This is a genomic window from Citrobacter sp. Cf088 (assembly GCF_030334295.1).
In the GTDB taxonomy this organism is placed as follows: domain Bacteria; phylum Pseudomonadota; class Gammaproteobacteria; order Enterobacterales; family Enterobacteriaceae; genus Citrobacter; species Citrobacter freundii.
On record NZ_JAOWEE010000058.1, the window covers coordinates 389,760 to 407,692 of the forward strand.

At 48.2% G+C, this 17,933-nt stretch carries 12 protein-coding genes; 9 read left to right on the forward strand and 3 right to left on the reverse strand.

Features of this window, described 5'->3' with window-relative positions:
* Positions 1 to 171: 171 nt before the first annotated feature.
* A complete protein-coding gene (locus OGV71_RS25135) occupies positions 172 to 663 on the forward strand; it encodes an anti-virulence regulator CigR family protein (RefSeq protein WP_204583336.1) in 492 nt (163 codons plus the stop codon).
* A 78-nt stretch (positions 664 to 741) separates the two neighbouring features.
* Here the strand turns inward: OGV71_RS25135 and OGV71_RS25140 are convergent, their stop codons facing one another.
* Positions 742 to 2,490 carry a sigma-54 interaction domain-containing protein gene (locus OGV71_RS25140; RefSeq protein ID WP_204583337.1) on the reverse strand — a complete coding sequence of 583 codons (1,749 nt, stop codon included), beginning with the start codon at positions 2,488 to 2,490 and terminating at the stop codon, positions 742 to 744.
* A 381-nt stretch (positions 2,491 to 2,871) separates the two neighbouring features.
* Here OGV71_RS25140 and dpaL point away from each other — a divergent pair, with 381 nt between their 5' ends.
* From dpaL to OGV71_RS25170, 6 genes are all read left to right on the forward strand, one after another.
* The gene (gene dpaL, locus OGV71_RS25145) at positions 2,872 to 4,086 is read left to right on the forward strand and encodes a diaminopropionate ammonia-lyase (protein ID WP_008321489.1); all 1,215 of its coding nucleotides are present in this window, start codon (positions 2,872 to 2,874) and stop codon (positions 4,084 to 4,086) included.
* A 32-nt stretch (positions 4,087 to 4,118) separates the two neighbouring features.
* Complete coding sequence (locus OGV71_RS25150) at positions 4,119 to 5,303, forward strand: YgeY family selenium metabolism-linked hydrolase (protein WP_003839756.1); 1,185 nt, start codon at positions 4,119 to 4,121, stop codon at positions 5,301 to 5,303.
* A 67-nt stretch (positions 5,304 to 5,370) separates the two neighbouring features.
* Positions 5,371 to 6,963: an N-acyl-D-amino-acid deacylase family protein gene (locus tag OGV71_RS25155; protein WP_204583338.1), complete on the forward strand. Its 1,593-nt coding sequence runs from the start codon at positions 5,371 to 5,373 to the stop codon at positions 6,961 to 6,963.
* Between the two features lie 78 nt (positions 6,964 to 7,041).
* The gene (locus tag OGV71_RS25160; RefSeq protein WP_003839760.1) at positions 7,042 to 8,328 is read left to right on the forward strand and encodes an MFS transporter; all 1,287 of its coding nucleotides are present in this window, start codon (positions 7,042 to 7,044) and stop codon (positions 8,326 to 8,328) included.
* A 470-nt stretch (positions 8,329 to 8,798) separates the two neighbouring features.
* A complete protein-coding gene (evgA, locus tag OGV71_RS25165; protein WP_003839762.1) occupies positions 8,799 to 9,413 on the forward strand; it encodes an acid-sensing system DNA-binding response regulator EvgA in 615 nt (204 codons plus the stop codon).
* 4 nt (positions 9,414 to 9,417) lie between these two features.
* On the forward strand, positions 9,418 to 12,660 hold the full coding sequence (locus OGV71_RS25170; RefSeq protein WP_204583339.1) for an ATP-binding protein: 3,243 nt from the start codon (positions 9,418 to 9,420) through the stop codon (positions 12,658 to 12,660).
* A 74-nt stretch (positions 12,661 to 12,734) separates the two neighbouring features.
* Here OGV71_RS25170 and OGV71_RS25175 read toward each other — a convergent pair whose 3' ends face one another.
* The gene (locus tag OGV71_RS25175) at positions 12,735 to 13,367 is read right to left on the reverse strand and encodes a YfdX family protein (protein ID WP_016150840.1); all 633 of its coding nucleotides are present in this window, start codon (positions 13,365 to 13,367) and stop codon (positions 12,735 to 12,737) included.
* 281 nt (positions 13,368 to 13,648) lie between these two features.
* Between OGV71_RS25175 and OGV71_RS25180 the strand changes: the two genes are divergently transcribed.
* Together OGV71_RS25180 and OGV71_RS25185 are read left to right on the forward strand one after the other, a co-directional pair.
* On the forward strand, positions 13,649 to 14,245 hold the full coding sequence (locus OGV71_RS25180) for a DUF308 domain-containing protein (RefSeq protein WP_044699615.1): 597 nt from the start codon (positions 13,649 to 13,651) through the stop codon (positions 14,243 to 14,245).
* Positions 14,245 to 14,592 carry an HdeA/HdeB family chaperone gene (locus OGV71_RS25185; protein ID WP_008321512.1) on the forward strand — a complete coding sequence of 116 codons (348 nt, stop codon included), beginning with the start codon at positions 14,245 to 14,247 and terminating at the stop codon, positions 14,590 to 14,592. The genes OGV71_RS25180 and OGV71_RS25185 overlap by 1 nt, the downstream gene beginning before the upstream one ends.
* Before the next feature lie 208 nt (positions 14,593 to 14,800).
* Here OGV71_RS25185 and OGV71_RS25190 read toward each other — a convergent pair whose 3' ends face one another.
* On the reverse strand, positions 14,801 to 17,917 hold the full coding sequence (locus tag OGV71_RS25190) for an efflux RND transporter permease subunit (protein ID WP_171858773.1): 3,117 nt from the start codon (positions 17,915 to 17,917) through the stop codon (positions 14,801 to 14,803).
* Positions 17,918 to 17,933: the final 16 nt, after the last annotated feature.

Genomic DNA, 17,933 nt, shown 5'->3' on the forward strand with positions numbered 1-17,933 from the left:
TGTCGATCTGAGATAGCGGGAATGGCGAGCTGTAATCTCAAAAACGCTCAAACTGGGGAGCTCATGGCAAAACAACATCCTTTATTTGCCCATAAATCGGAGTTGTAGCGATAGCCAGTATTCATCGAATACCGTACATTTTTATTTGTATCCACAGGTTAAGGAATCATCATGCCCAAGCTTCGTACTTTAGTCGCAGCGGTAGTTGCCGTTGCTGCGATGACGATGTGTACCACTCCTGTATTGGCTAACCCCGGTAATGGCAACGGCAATGGTAATAGTGGCAACCATGGAAATAGTAGCAATCATGGTAATAGCGGGAATAAGGGCAATAGCCAGAAAGGCAATTCGCAGGCAGAACAACGTAAAAATTATGGTAAGCCGGACCATGTTGATAGTGACATCAGCTATAACGTGGCCAGACAGTATGCCGTCAGATATGGTTTGACGGGCTATAAGTCACTGCCTCCGGGTATCGCCAAAAATCTGGCGCGAGGAAAGCCGCTTCCTCCGGGGATCGCTAAGAAAAGTGTTCCATCCTCTATGCTGAACCAATTGCCGTATTATCCAGGTTATGAATGGCAGGTTGTGGGCGACAATCTGGTGTTGATTGCACTTAGTACGGCGATTGTCACCGCGGTAATTAATGGTGTGTTTGATTAAGTATTTTCGGGCTTAATTTGCTCTGTTCTACCTATGAGAAGCCCGCGTTGTGCGGGCTTCTCAGTTAATAAGGAAAGCTTACAGTCCGTACAGTTTTATTTTTCTATAGAGCGTGGCAATGCTGATCCCCAGTTCTGTCGCGGCTTGCTTTTTTCCCTCAACGCTTGAGCCGAATCGCTGGATGACGTTTTCGATAGCCTCCCTTTCCGCCTGTTTTCCTTTGCTGGCAAGCTGTCGGGGTTGCGCGGTCATCGTCGTTTTTCTACCGTCAGCGGCGGTAAGCAGGTAAGGGGGAAGATGGCTGGCGTTGATCCCAGCGGCTTCTCCGCGCATCACAAAAATGTATTCGATCACGTTGCGTAATTCACGAATGTTACCCGGCCAGTGCCAGGCATAAAGGCGATTAATAACGTCATCAGGCAGTTTTTGCGGTGGTCGCTGGTAACTGACCGAAAACTCATCGGCAAAATACTGTGCGAGGACCGCAATATCAGCTCGGCGTTCACGCAGGGAAGGAAGTACCAGAGGGACCACGTTCAGGCGATAGAAAAGATCTTCACGAAACTGATTATTTTCCACCATCGCGTTAATGTTTTTGTTAGTTGCAGCAATAATGCGCACATCAATATTGATGGTGTTATTAGAGCCAACGCGGGTGATCGCCTTTTCCTGCAATACCCTGAGCAGCTTGGCCTGCAGGTGCAGTGGCATATCGCCAATCTCATCCAGAAACAGGCTGCCGCCGTTGGCCAGTTCAAATTTCCCCATTCGCCCTTTGGGATCAGCCCCGCTGAATGCGCCGCGAACATAACCAAACAGTTCGCTTTCCAGCAGTTGTTCTGGAATAGCCGCGCAGTTGATTGTTACGAAAGGCGCGGCTTTACGTGGACTGCTCTGGTGAATGGCAAATGCCACGACCTCTTTCCCCGAGCCACTTTCCCCGGTGATGAGCACGCTGGCGTAACTGTTGGCGATTTTACCTATGGTACTTCTGAGCTGTTCCATTGAGGGAGAGTGACCAATTAGTCGTACCTGTATGTCGGACTCATAAGGGGATGGAGTAAGGTTACTCAGGTAGTCGTGTGCATCACGAAAGATAACCATGGTTAAGCGATCGTTATCCTGCGAGGAGAGCGAAATTTGTTTGCACAGTACATGATGTTTCTGACCTTCAAGCGTCAGCCACGCTTCTTCATCGCCATACAGGCTGTCCCCGGTTGTTTCAATGGTCAGAGGTAATCCCTGAACCTCGCGGTTGAGGATGCGATCGGCTGAATGATTGGCATGCCAGATAAGACCCTTGCCATCAATCGCTACCACGCCGCGGTCCATGGCATCGATCAGACGCCGAAATGCGCCAAGCGTTTCCTGTGCGCGTAAACGTTCCAGGCATTCAAAGACCTTACTGGAGATCATTACGGCGATTTGCTCAATAAAGGTGACAAATTTATCAATCTGGTTCAGTAACGTGTCACGCTGTGCCTGGGTTGAGCAAATAATCCCGATCACGCCAATCACGCGATTATTGAGAAAAATAGGTGCGTTCAAATCCAGCATTTCAGAACAGTAGTGGTGTTTTTCACATAACTGACACAGCGGATGCTCGCCGGGGTTTTTGATCAGTACCGTTTCTCGCACCTGCAATACGTGATGATAAATGTAGCCATTTTTGGCCACGTTCTCATTGAGCATATGCCGGTATTTCCCGGTACCCGCGATGCGCATTAAAGATTCATCAATGATTTCAACGTCCGTGCCCGTTATGCCAGAAATAGCGTCGGCGTAATTGCATATATCATCCTGAATATTGCTGAGTACTGAAATCATGGTACTTCTCCGGCGGTGTGTCACATTTCTCAAGGAAAATGATAAATAGGCGAAACAATGCAAAAATGATTTGCGAAAAATCAATCCACAACGCTGTTTTTGAATGTTTTTCTTATTTTATCTTCCGCGATCACACTATTTATCAATGATGAGAATTTATCAAAATGAAGCGATAAACTGATGCGTTGATATTTTTGGTTGTCAATTTCAAATTCTATTTAATTTATTGAAATTAAAGCCTTTATTAAAATATTTATAAGAATTTACTCAATTCATAAAAAGCTGGTAAGTATTTTGCTCTATTGCCATTACCGATAACGGAAATATCTCTGTATTGCACCGATTACAGGGAGTGAAATACCAGGACAATGAGGTTTTATGATGCAGGAAAACTTATCATTTTTTATCAACCAGACACCGTTTACCGAACATCCGAACGCGCCGCTGGCACCGTTTAGCCGCCAGGAACTGGTAAAAGCGTTGAATTTTCATCGGTCTATTCCGGGCTACGCGCCGACGCCGCTATATACGTTACCGGCGCTTGCACAAAAACTGGGCGTAAAAAATATCTACCTCAAAGATGAATCTCAGCGTTTTGGCCTGAAAGCCTTCAAAGCGCTGGGTGGCTCCTATGCGATGGCGTGCCATATCGCTGAATTAGTTGGTAAGGATATCAGTGAACTGCCGTTTGACGTGATGACCAGCGAAGAGGTACGCCACGATCTGCAAACCGTCACGTTTGCTACCACCACTGATGGCAACCACGGTCGCGGCGTGGCATGGATGGCGCGCCAACTGAAGCAAAACGCCGTGGTTTATATGCCAAAGGGCTCTTCGCAGCAACGTCTGACCTCTATCCGTAACGAAGGCGCTACCGCTGAGATCGTCGATATGAACTATGACGATGCGGTTCGTATGACCGCAGAGCAGGCCGAAAAGTATGGCTGGATTGTCGTGCAGGATACCGCCTGGGAAGGATACGAAAAGATCCCGCAGTGGATTATGCAGGGCTACGGCACGCTGATGCTGGAGGCGATAGATCAGCTGCATCAGGTTGCGCCGACTCACATTTTTGTGCAGGCAGGCGTCGGCTCGTTTGCCGGCATGGTTCAGGGAATGGTGACGGCAGCCTGGGGTGAGAATCGCCCGAAAGTGATCGTCGCCGAAGCGTTAATTGCCGATTGCCTCTACCGCTCAGCCCGTTCGAAAGAGGGGGATGCCATTGCGGTGGGCGGTGATTTACAAACCGTGATGGCCGGTCTCGCCTGCGGTGAGGCGAACAGTATCGGCTGGAAACTGCTGCGCGACTATGCCAACGCATTTGCTTCCTGCCCTGATGAAGTTGCAGCGTTAGGCATGCGCATGTTGGGCAACCCGCTGGCAGGCGATCCACAGATTATTTCGGGTGAGTCAGGTGCGGTTACTACCGGTCTGCTGGCGCTGTTGATGACCTCACCTGAACTGGCGCAAACGCGTGAGCAACTGGGGCTGGATGCGCATTCTCGCGTGCTGTTAGTCAGCACCGAAGGGGATACCGACCCGCAACAATATCTGGATATTGTCTGGGGCGGACAGTACCCGGGCATCAACAAATAATTCCCTGATTAAGAGATATAACGGAGAAACCCATGTTATCTGCAAACCGCATTGAAGAAGTCATTAAAAACTGTCAGGCACTGATCCAACAAAAAAGTTATTCCGGTCAGGAAGGTGAAGTGGTTAATGCCATAAAAACAATGATGCAGCATTACCAATTCGATGACATCCACGTTGATAAGTACGGCAACATTGTTGGCGGTATTGTCGGCAACCAGCCAGGGAAAACGTTGGTTCTCGATGGACATATCGATACTGTGCCGGTGAACGAAGAGAAGTGGTCCCGCAACCCATACGGCGGCGATATTGAAGATGGCAAAATTTATGGTCGCGGCACAACTGACATGAAAGGTGCCGTGGCGGCGATGATCTCCGCCGTGGGCTTTTTCGGTCAGGACAATCAGCGAAATTTTGCCGGGAAAATCTACGTTGCGTGCATCGTGCATGAAGAGTGTTTCGAAGGTATTGCCGCTCGCCTGGTCAGCGAGCGCTATAAGCCAGACTATGTGATCATCGGTGAAGCTTCCGAGTTAAACCTGAAAATTGGTCAGCGTGGCCGCGCTGAAATTGTGGTCGAAACATTTGGTAAACCCGCGCACTCCGCTAACCCGCAGGCGGGGATTAACGCGGTGTACAAAATGGCGCAATTGATCGACAAAATTCGCACGATCACGCCGCCAACGCATCCGGTTCTGGGGCCTGGCATTCTGGAACTGACCGACATTAAATCTTCGCCGTACCCGGGGGCCTCGGTGGTACCGGATTACTGTCGCGCAACCTACGATCGCCGTTTGCTGGTGGGTGAAACCAAAGAAAGCGTGATTGCTCCGCTGGAAAATGCGCTTGCGGAACTTATTGCTCAGGATCCGCAGTTTAAGGCCCGAGTGTCCTACGCGGTGGGTCAGGAGTCTTGCTATACCGGCGCCACGATTGAGGGAGAGCGGTTCTTCCCTGGCTGGGTGTACGACGAGTCCGACGAATTCGTGCAGGCAGCGTTGGCGGGCGTTCGTGAGGCTGGCTTTAATCCAACCATTACGCAGTACTCATTTTGTACCAACGGTAGCCACTATGCGGGCGAAGCGGGAATCAAAACCATCGGCTTCGGTCCTTCACGAGAAAACCTGGCACACACCATTGATGAGTATATCGAGATCGAGCAATTAACCGGCTCGGCCAGCGGCTATTACAGCATTATCCAGACACTCTATCGCCAATAAAAATAAAGATAACCACCTCTTACCTTACAGGCGGTGTAGCTCAGCAGCACCGCCATGGAGAATAACGATGAAAACCATTTTCAAAAACGGAAATGTAATTGATGGGACGGGCAGTGAAGGCAGAATTGCCGATGTGATGGTTGATGAAGGACGTATTGTCGCAATCGGCCAAATTGAGGTTGGTGTCAATGAGCAGGTTATTGATGCAACAGGAAAAATAGTTTGCCCTGGCTTTATTGATACCCATACGCACTCTGACCTGTCAGCCATTATTAACCCCGCTCTGTCGGCAAAAATTCGTCAGGGTATCACCACCGAACTGTTGGGCCAGGATGGCGTCGCCTTAGCACCGCTACCGGAAGAATATATTCCAGCCTGGCGTAAAAATATCGCCGGACTGGACGGTGACACCGACAAAATTGACTGGAAATATAAAAATACAGACGGTTATCTCAATCTGCTGGCATCGCGTCATCCGGCGACAAACCTCGCGTATTTAGTTCCTCATGGCAACGTGCGCATGGAAGCGATGGGCCTGGATGGGCGTCCTTCGACCCGTGAAGATGTGGCGAAGATGTGTGAGGTCCTTGAGCGGGAGTTAAAAGCCGGGGCATTTGGACTTTCCACTGGTCTTATCTATATGCCTTGCGCCTTTGGTGATACTGCCGAAATGATTGAACTGTGTAAGGTCACGGCGAAATATGACGGGATTTTTGTGGTGCATCAGCGCAGTGAAGCTGACGATATTATCAACTCAACCCAGGAACTGATTGATATAGCCACAGCCACCGGCGTCTGGCTGCATATTTCGCATATGAAGGTTTGCGGCAAGAAAAACTGGGGGCTGATCGACCAAATGCTGGGCATGCTGGAACAGGCGCAGAAAGAGGGGATTCGTATCTCTTTCGACCAGTATCCGTATGTGGCGGGCAGCACGATGCTCGGCGTGATCCTGCCGCCCTGGGTTCACTCCGGTGGTACAGACAAATTACTTGAGCGTCTCGCCTCGCCCGAACTGCGCGCCAAAATGATTGACGATATTCAGCAGGGTATTCCTGGCTGGGATAACTTTATCGATTTTGCCGGTTTGGACCAGATTTTTGTCACCAGCGTGAAAACGGCAAAAAATCAGGATGCTGTCGGTTTGAACCTCGTCCAGTTGGGCGAGCTGCGTGGAAAAGATCCGTACAACGCCACCTTCGATCTGCTCTTTGAAGAGGAAAACGCCGTGGGGATGGTCGACTTCTACGGTACCGAAGAGCACGTGATTAAGTTTCTCTGTCGACCTGAACAAAACGTCTGTACCGATGGCTTGATGGGGGCTGGCAAACCGCACCCGCGCGTGTTTGGCGCATTCCCTCGCGTGCTCGGTAAATATGTTCGTGAAGAGGGATGTCTGAGCTGGGAAGCGGCAATCCGCAAGATGACGGGGAAACCTGCTGAAGTATTGGGTTTGCAGGATCGCGGACTGCTGAAGGTCGGTTATGCAGCGGATATCGTGATGTTCGATCCGAACACAATTGCGGATAAAGGCACTTTTGTTGAACCCAATCAGTACCCGGAAGGGATTGAAATTGTCATGGTTAATGGGCGCATTGCCTTAATCAATGGCACGGAAAGTTATGCCTGTAGCGGTACGGTTATTAGAAAACAATATTAATAAATAACGCTAAACACGCATGGATCTATCGCGACTATTTATGGCCGCGGTAGATCACTACACCCTAAGGACATCACAATGAACCTACAAACGTCTTTACCTTCAGGTAAACCCAAGACCTGGAAAGCAAGATATACCGTCCTGACACTGATCTGGCTGGCGTGGCTGCTCTCTTTTCTCGACAGAATGGTGATGAGCGTTTCACTCCCTTATATTGGCAAAGATTTAAATCTTGATACGACTCAACAAGGTTTAATTATTAGCGCCTTTTTTATTGGTTATGCCGCGTTTCAAATTCCCGGTGGATTACTGGCGGATAAGTTTGGCTCGCGAAAAATCATGGCCATTGGTATTGCATGGTGGTCTGTGTTCACCAGCTTAACCGGCGCTGTGCTGACGCTGCCGCTGATGTTAGCAGTACGTTTCTTCTTTGGTATTGGTGAGGGATGTTTCCCGTCGGCCTCATGGAAGATGATATCAACCTATTTCCCGTCGAAAGAGCGTGGTCGCGCCACGGCGATTCAGTCAACGGTAAACACCTTAGGCCCAGCGCTGGCGGTAGTCGTGGCGGCAAGCATCATCGGGGCATTTGGCTGGCACATGGTTTTTATCGTGCTGGGTATTCCCGGTCTGTTTATCGCCGCAGGTATCTACTTATTTACGCGTGACAACCCGAAAGATCACCCTGCCATTACGCAACAAGACCTGGCGGAGCTGGCTGCTGACGACCAGGGGAGCCTGCAAAACACCAGTGCTATCGCGTTTAAAGACGTACTCAAAATGCCGGTGCTCTGGCAAATGGCCAGTATCTGGTTTTTGTTTGATATCACCTTCTGGGGTTTTTCAACCTGGCTGCCAAGCTACCTGATTACCGTACGAGAGTTTTCTCTGGCAAAGACCGGTGTCATGGCAGCCATTCCCTTCCTGTTCGGGGCCGGCGGAACATTATTAGGCGGTTATTGCTCAGACAAATTCAAACCCCAGCGTAAAACGCTGTATGTCGTAACCTCTGTTATTGCCGCGGGTTTCCTGTATCTGACCTTCAGCGTGAGCAGTGCAGATATGGCGGTGGTTTATCAGTGTATTTCAGCCTTGTTCATGTTTTTCGCTATGGCAACGTTCTGGGGTATTCTGATGGATACCATTCCCAGCAACATCATGGGGCGGGCATCCGGTATTGTTAACTTTGGCGGCCAGATGGCAGGGGTTGTATCAGCGCCCATCATCGGCTGGTTGATCCAAAGTAGCGGCGGAAGCTATAACAGCGCTTTTATCTTTATGATTGCCGCACTGTTGTGTTCTGCCGTCGTTACACTGACTGTGAAAAGCTCGCATGCAGTAGGGGCATTGCCCAGTAAAGCCTGATTAATCGCTGCCTCCCTGTGGCACTGCTGCTCCAGAGCTGCGGGGAGTTTCTCTCTAAATTCAGCAGGTTTGTACTCTTGTTCTCCATATTTGACCAGGTATGAAATTTATTTTTAGATAGCTATTCGCATATCCCCCCTCGCAGTTCTGATGAACAATATCCCGGTTATATGTCCCAAAGCATTAAGAATAAATCATAATAAATGAGAGATTTGTCCTACGCGTGTAGGAATATTCCTTTTATGTTGTGTTAATGGTTTGATATTTAGATAGGCTCAAGGTTTAAAATTTGTAAATTACAGTGTTGCGTTTATACCTTGTTCTGCATTTTTTATAAAAAATGAATAAAATATACGCGTGATTATGTTAGGATTTACCTGATAAAGCCTTATTTTCAGAAATTATAATGTTGAAGGCTCGCCTGCTCTATAGCCATCGCCTCTCTTTATTTATCGGGATTCTTATACGCAATGAACGCGATAATTGTTGACGATCACCCATTGGCACGCATTGCCATCCGCAACTTACTCGATACTAATGGTATCGCTGTGACCACCGAACTCGACAGCGGAGATCAAGTGGTTCAAACCGTTGAAAAAACTAAGCCGGAGCTGTTGATTATCGATGTAGATATTCCCGGTATCAGTGGCATCGAAGTGCTGGAGCAGCTGAGAAAGCGGCACTATGCTGGTGTAATCATTATCATTTCAGCCAAAAATGAATTTTTTTACGGTAAACGTAGCGCCGAATACGGTGCCAACGGATTTGTGAGTAAAAAAGAAGGTATGAATAATATTCTTGCCGCAATCGAAGCAGCAAAAAATGGCTATAGCTATTTTCCCTTTTCCCTTGAGCATTTTACTGGTTCATCCGTCAGCGAGCAGGATAAGCTTGATACGTTGTCGAATCAGGAAATGAGAGTATTGCGTTATATCCTTAATGGCATGGATTACAGCTCAATTGCCAGCAAAATGAATATCAGTAATAAAACGGTGAGTACCTATAAAAGCCGGTTGATGGAAAAATTAGATTGTTCATCATTAATGGAAATTTATGATTATGCGCAGAGAAATAAAATAGGATAGAGTAATGCTGGAACGCTTGTTTATTTTTTTGATGGTCATATTTACCATCGGGTTGTCTACGGGTGTAAGCTCAGCTCGGCAAGTTGAGCTAAAAAGTAATTATAATACTTCAGTACAAAATATCAGCTTGAACAGGGAAGAAACAAACTGGTTAGCGCATAAAAAAACCTTGGTTGTTGGTACCTGGTTACCTGAAGTCTCCCCCATTGTTTATCAAAATAGCGGCGAATATTATCGGGGAGTCAACGCAGATTACCTTGCGTTAATGCAAAAGAACCTCAATCTGAAAATCATTATAAAGCAGTATGATAATGAGCAAGAGGCGCTGGCCGCGCTCGCCAATAACGATGTTGATACGCTGATAACCCAACTGTCCCGACGCCAGGATGTGGGCGGAAATTTGTTGCGTACTTCGGTATTGCTGACGACGTGGCCGACGCTTGTAACATCACTAAAAAACACTATGCTGCCGCTGACCACGAACCATCAGGTTAGCGTCGCGTGTGTGCGGGATTGCCCTTTTCTCGATGTTATCCAGGAGGCTTTTCCTGAGGCTAAAGTCTCATTTTATGATGACGAGTATCAGGCCATGGCCTCGGTAGTGAATGGTGATAACCAATATTATATTGGTAACAATATCACCAGCAGCCATTGCATCTCTCGATACTTCTCACAATCACTGGTTATTACGCACTACTTTGATAAGCAAGAACAATATAATTATTTTGTCGTTAACGAAGATCAGCCGGTATTAAGAAATATTCTTGATGGTTTCATTACGTCAATCAGTAATGAAATTCATATGCAAGTCATGCAGAACTGGCTGAACCGCGGCAACCTTGCCTATCTGAATGCACCTATACCTTTCACCACTCAGGAAAAAGCGTGGTTGAAGAAAAAGCATGTCATCCGCATTTTAATCAACCCAGATTACCCGCCCTATACGCTGGTCGATCGCAGCGGTGAATTACGCGGTATTCTTGGCGATTTACTGAATATTATTCATCTGCAAACGGGGCTCGATTTTGAACCCATTTTAGCTAACTCTAAAAGTGAGCAGACAAAGCAAATAAGCGGCGAACAGTGGGATATGTATCCCACTATCACGCTCACTCATCAAAACCCGCACAATTCGACCTTTAGCGATCCTCTGATGAATGTGGCATTTGTGATGATCACTTCCCGTGAGGAAACCGCCGACTCGCTACTGGAGAAGCCGATACGTATTGCGCTACCAGCCGGGCATGTACTGGAAAGCGAGCTGAAGCAACGCTATCCGCAGGCCACCTGGGTTAATGCTGATACTAGCAGTGTTGCGATGGTCATGGTCAAGGAGGGCAGCGCTGATGCGGCAATTGCTACCGAATTGTCAGCAAGGTTTATGGTCGATCATTACTATCAGAAAAATATGCACTTTTTTAGGCTTCCAGATATGCCTGGTGCCTCTGTAAGTTTTGCGATTTCTTCTCACGAGCCTATGTTGAAGTCTGTTATGGATAAAGCGCTACAGGCCATACCGCCACGTGAGATTTTGCAGATGACGGAGAAGTGGTCGAAAATTTCCAATACGCAGGTTGATTTATGGAGTCGATATAGCAAACAGTTCTATCAACTGGGGATATTCGCGCTGCTGCTGATAGCGATTAGCCTGATCTGGGGGATCTCACTCTCCCGTGAGGTAAAGAAAAGGAAACTATCTCAGCGGCTACTGGAAGAGCAGCTTCATCTCAAAGAGGCATTATCTCAAGAACTGGAAAACGAAAAGAATAAAGCGATTGAAGCAACCAAGGCCAAAAGTCGCTTTCTGGCGAGTATGAGCCATGAATTACGTACCCCGGTAAGTTCGATTGTTGGCTTTGTGGAATTACTGTCGAGTTCAGAACTCAGCCCGGCACAGCGAAAAGAGGCGATTGCCCTTACCGGGGCGACAGCCCAGTCATTGCTTGGGCTGATCGGTAAGATTCTGGATCTGGATAAGATTGAGTCTGGTAAATACCAGGTTGTTCCTCAATGGACGGATCTCTCGCAGCTCATTGAATTGCAGTGCCACTCTTTCGATGCTTTAGCCAGACAGAAAGGAATTACGCTGGCTTGCGTTAGCCAGTTGCCGGCAAACGAACGGGTATTTGTCGATCAGCAGGCTTTGCGGCAAATTCTCACCAACCTGGTAGGCAATGCGTTGAAGTTTACCGAGCAGGGCAGTATTCATGTGACGGCCCGTTTGACGCCTGACGGGGAGAATCACGGTACCCTGACCATTGCCATTAGCGACACCGGTTGCGGGATTAGTGAAGAGGAGCAGGCGGGGCTGTTTCATCGTTACGCTCAGGGGCGTTGCGGGCGTCAACAAACCGGTTCCGGTCTGGGGTTATTTATCTGTAAAGAACTGGTGACGCTGATGGGTGGGACGCTGGAGTTGATGAGCGTCCCGTTGCAAGGAACCACGTTTACCATAACGCTGCCGGTTGAAACGGCTCGACAGTCGATTGTACCGGATGGCGATGCGCCTGGTACTCTGTTACCGCTTCCGTGTCTGTCTATTTTGATTGCAGACGATAACCCAACCAATCGCCTGCTGCTCAAGCGACAGTTGAATGCCATTGGCTACAATGTGGATGAAGCGTGTGATGGGGAGGAGGCAGAAGCCAAACTGGCGAAAAAATCGTACGATCTGCTGATAACCGATGTAAATATGCCGAAAAAAGACGGGTTTGATCTCGCGGCTTCGCTACGTCGTCAACAGCCGAATTTACAAATATGGGGACTGACGGCCAGCGCACTTCCACAGTCACGCGATCGATGCCTGCAAAATGGTATGAATTTGTGCCTGTTCAAGCCTGTGTCGATTCAGACACTGACACATGAGTTGAGTAAAATCGAAACCGGTTATTCGTCTCCTTGTTCAATCCGGCATTTGAAATTCAATGTGTTGACGGAGAATACCGGCGGCGATCGCGCACTAATGAACGAGATTCTCGAGACATTTCGCGAGGCAACGCTGAATGATATACAAGCGGCTGAGAAAGCTGTTCTGCAAGATGAACCTCAGCTGTTTTTGCGCGCTCTTCACCGGTTGCATGGCTCGGCGCAAATTCTGGGCATCACTGCGCTACAAAACCTGTGCGAACCTTTCGAATCCAGACGACCTGACGATCTTCCTCTGGCAGTACGCCAGGAGGCATTGCAGAAGATTATTGCTGTTATGCGGGAAATTGAGATTGAGATAGACAGTCTGATTAGCCATTAATCCCCCTGATCGGGTGGCCGTAGCTGCCCGATCAGGAGAGAAAGTCCTGGTTCAACACTCCGTAGTGCTGAGTATTACTGGCCTGCGCCGATCATCTCGCTATCGATCACAATACCTTCTTCAGCACCTTTTAACACAAGGTTTGCTTCATAATATTTACCGGAAGACAGCAGTTTTTGCGCGCTGGTAACGGCTTTACGAGTCTGATTCAGGGGCATCAGGTATTGGGTCTGAAGCACGCTGATACCAGCGAGTTGCAGGGTATCCACTGCACCTTTCCAGTCGCCTTTGGCCATTTTGCCATTCGCTGTTTTGATAGCGGATTCTTTGGCTGGAGTGGCAATATAGTCTTCTGACAGCGCGATCGTAGCGTTAATAACCACGTACTGATCGTCAATCATCTTGGCTTTAGGCGCAGTTTTTACAAATTTCGCCCAATCTTTGCTGTCGCCTGCCAGCAGGGAAGCGGCGTCATCGGTTAATTTTTTAGCGCTGTCAGGCTGTCCATGAAACAGGGCCAAACGAGCAAGCTGAATATCACGCATCGCATTTGCGCCTTGCACTGCGACCTGCATAATATCGGCAGCTTCTTTTTGTACATTTGCGGTAGTAGCTTGCGCCGGAGTAGTTGTGGTAGCAGTAGCAGCCATCACTGGTGCTGAACCCATCATGGTTGCAAGCACACCCGCAAGAATAATCTTTTTCATTACTTTCTCCTGAATAAATTTGGTATATGTCACCAAACGCAATAAGCATATTAAATAATGTTAAAGAGCGAAATCAGAACCACGATAGAATAATGACCGTTTAATCTTACAAGTGTCAGATGTCTGACATGTGTAGGAATATACGCATAGCGACATTCTCTTGTTCTTATATACGCTTCCTTAGCGGAAGTCTTATCATTCCATTGTAAGTAACATATGTTGAGTGAGTAATAATTCTTGTGTCAACAGGTTACATTGCGTTTATGTATAACGGAGGATGTATGTTTGTTTTTAATCAGCGTAGCCTGAGAGCGTTTAATGAAAAAACACTCGTTCATTATAAAAAGCATGCGACGATTATGGCGGTGTTGATGTTGATTTGTGGCATCTGCTGCTTGATTTATCCGATTGCTGCAGGTGTTTATTTAAGCTATGCAACTGGCTTTATGTTCCTGGTATGTGGTTTTTATTCTATTTATAGCCTGTTTAGCTCAAGTAAAAAGCAATTGAAAGCCAAATTTACCTATGCCTTTTTTGCTATCGCGTGGTTACTGCTGGGTTACTGTTTCCTGGTGAATCCTGTGATAGGCATGAATTCATTGGCAATGGTATTTTGCTGCCTGTTTATTCTGGGTGGTATTTTTCGTATCGCATCTGGGGTCAAACTGTTCCACAGTCCGGGTTATGGATGGAACATTTTTATTGGTATTTTTGACCTGCTTATTGCCGGCGTGTGGCTGAATATGGATCCCGACAGATCGTATGTATTTACCTCAATTTTTATTGGTGTCGAGATGATCTTTAGTTCTTTAGCTTTTATCAGTCTGCGTAGAAATGCGACGCTGGTAAAAACTGATAAGCTCGCCGATAAAAATTAATGCTACCTCTGGAGCGCATAGTGAATATTAAAATGATGGTTTCTGCAGCTATTCTTGTGACCTCTGTTATGGCGCCAATGACCCGTGCTTTTGCTACTCAGGCAACGGAAGCTGCGCCACAAGATATGACCTGTAAAGAATTCGTTGATATGAGTCAGCAATACAAGACGGCAATTGCCTTTGTGATTGTTAATAAAAATTCGGACTTTAAAGGCGATGATTATGTTCCCCTGCATGAGGTGGAAACGGAAGCTGTACCGAAAATGGTTAAAATGTGTCATCAGCATCCGAATACAAAACTGGGTGAACTGGCTGTAAATCTGAAAGGTTCCGGTCTGCACTATTGATTAACCGTTTTGATAGCCTGGCTTTAGTTAGAATTGACAACCTCTGTACCTGCCCCAGTTGTTCCCCTACAAGAAAAGTCCGCGTAATGCTTACCCTGCTATCCACGAGAAACTCGCTGGATAGCCGTGCCCGCTAATAACTGTAGACCTGACAAATGAAGTCCCATCCCTGGATTTAATAATCTAAACCCAGGGATAGAGCAGGGGATCAACGTCGGGCTTTAAATCGCGCTAACGTATTTTCAACGAGTACAAAGAATACTGGAACAAAATAGATCGCCAGTACCGTCGCGGCCAGCATCCCACCGATAACCCCCGTACCGACGGCATTTTGCGCGCCAGAGCCCGCGCCGTTGCTTATTGCTAGTGGAATTACCCCCAGGATGAAGGCCAGTGAGGTCATCAGAATAGGACGTAAGCGCATTTGCGCGGCTTCCACCGCGGCCTCAAGCGGCGTTTTCCCTTCTTTCTGCATAATCTCGACGGCAAACTCGACGATCAAAATAGCATTTTTAGCCGATAGCCCCATCGTGGTGAGTAGGCCGACCTGGAAATAAACATCATTGCTCAGGCCGCGCAGATCGGTGGCCAGCAACGCGCCGACCACCCCGATTGGCACAACCAGCATCACCGAGAAAGGGATCGACCAGCTTTCATACAGCGCCGCCAGCGCCAGAAATACGACGATCAGCGAAATGCCGTACAGCATTGGTGCCTGGTTTGTGGATAGCGCCTCCTGATAAGACAGACCGGTCCAGGCATAACCGACGCCTGCGGGCAGTTTATTAATCAGTGATGCCATAAATTTCATCGCATCACCGCTGCTTTTCCCTTCTACCGGCTGGCCCAGAATTTCCATTGCTGGCTGACCATTGTAGCGTTCAAGGCGTGGAGAGCCGTAGGTCCACTCGGTTGATGAGTAGGCGGAAAGTGGGGTCATCGCGCCAGAGGCATTACGTACATACCAGTGATTGATATTGTCCGGCAACATACGGAACGGCGTATCGGCCTGGACATACACTTTTTTTACGCGCCCCTGGTTCAGGAAATCATTGACATAGCGACTACCGAACGCGGTGGAGATGGTCTGATTAATATCCGATAACGCAACGCCCATAGCTTCAGCCTTTTTGGCGTCGACGTGAATGCGGAACATCGGCGTATCTTCCAGGCCGTTTGGGCGCACCCCGTCGACCTCACCTGAGGACTGGTTGGCCAGAGCCAAAAGCTCGTTTCGGGCCTGCATCATTTTTTCATGCCCAAGATTACCGTTATCCAGCAACTCCATATCAAACCCTGATGCGGTGCCCAATTCTGCGACCGCGGGTAAATTGAACGGATAAACGACGGCATTATTGATGGTACTTAAGGCCATCATTGCCCGTCGAATAATGGCGGTAACCGAGTTTTCTTCGCCAACGCGTTCTGACCACGGCTTCAGGCTGATAAACGCCAGGCCATTGTTTTGTCCCTGACCGCTGAAACCAAATCCGCCGACGGTGAAAACAGAAGCAACGTTTTTCTGTTCTTTCGTCAGGTAGTAGTCCGTTATTTCCCCGAGCACTTTGCTGGTGTTCACCATCGTTGAACCTGAGGACAATTGCGCCGTGGTCATGAATACCCCCTGGTCTTCTTCAGGCAAAAAGGAGGTCGGCGTACGTAAAAACAGCACCATCATGCCCGCGCCAATGACTAAGTAAACGACCATGTAACGGCCCGTGCAACGTAACAGTTTTCGGGTGCTGTCCGTGTAGTGCTGAGTGCATTTCTCCATGAAATGATTGAATCGGGTAAACAGAAAATGTGTATTTGCCTGCTCGTCATCATGTGCTTTTAACAGCATGGCGCAGAGTGCTGGCGTCAGGCTCATCGCCACAAACACCGACAGCAGCATGGAGGAGATCAAGGTGATGGAAAACTGACGGAAAATTTCTCCTGTCGCGCCGCTCATAAATGCCATCGGCATAAATACGGCGGATAACACCACGGCAATACCAACCAGCGCCCTCTGGAGCTGACCCATTGCTTTATGCGTTGCCGCTTTTGGAGACAAGTGCTCTTCAGCAATAATACGTTCTACGTTCTCAACCACCACGATAGCATCATCGACTAACAACCCTATCGCCAGCACCATGCCAAACATCGTGAGCGTATTAATCGAAAAACCGGCGACGTCGAGAATGGCAAAGGTGCCAAGGATAACCACCGGAACGGCGATAGTGGGGATGAGCGTCGCACGAAAACTTTGCAAAAACAGGTACATGACGAGGAATACCAGAATGATTGCCTCGATCAAAGTATGAAAAACACCCTGAATCGAAATTTCGATAAACGGCGTGGTGTCATAGGGATAAACGGTTTTCATGCTGGCCGGAAACCAGGCTGATAATCTGTTCAGCTCTTGTTTAACAGCCTGGGACGTTTCAAGGGCATTGGCGCCTGCGGCAAGTTTAATTGCAATCCCGGCGGCGGGTTTGCCGTTGTAACGTGCAACCGTGGCATAATTTTCCGCACCCAGCTCAATGCGTGCGACATCACGCAGTAGAACCTGAGAACCATCTTGCTGAACTTTAAGGAAGATCTTGCCAAATTCATCGGTTGTTTGCAGACGCGTCTGGACGATTATCGACGCATTTAATTGCTGATCGGCTGACTGAGGCATGCCCCCCAGTTGCCCGCCAGATATCTGATTATTCTGTACTTTGAGCTGGGTAATGACGTCCTCGGGAGTGAGGTTATACTTGTCGAGCTTTTGCGGATCCAACCAGATGCGCATGGCGTATTGCGAACCGAATAACTGCACGCTCCCCACCCCGGCAGTGCGGCTTAGCGGATCTTTAATGTTCGAGGCCACATAGTCGGCAATATCATATTGGCTCAGGCTGTTATTATCAGAGATAAAACCGGCGACCATTAAGATATTGCTGCTGGATTTATCAACGCTGATCCCTTGCTGTTGTACTTCCTGTGGCAAGGAAGGCATCGCCAGCTGCAGTTTATTCTGTACCTGAACCTGCGCAATATCGGGTGACGTACCCGTTTTGAAGGTCAGGATAATCGAGGCATTACCTGCCGCATCACTGGTGGATGACATATACATCAGGCCGTCAAGACCATTCATATTCTGTTCAATCACCTGGGTGACGGAGTCTTCAACGGTCTTTGCATCTGCCCCGGGGTAGGCCGCGCTGATGGTAATGGTTGGGGGCGCAATTTGTGGATATTGGGCGACTGGCAGGTTCATTATCGCGATACCGCCCGTAAACATCATGATAATAGCGAGCACCCAGGCGAAAACTGGGCGCTCAATAAAAAAGTTGGCCATAAAGAAAGTGTCCTTA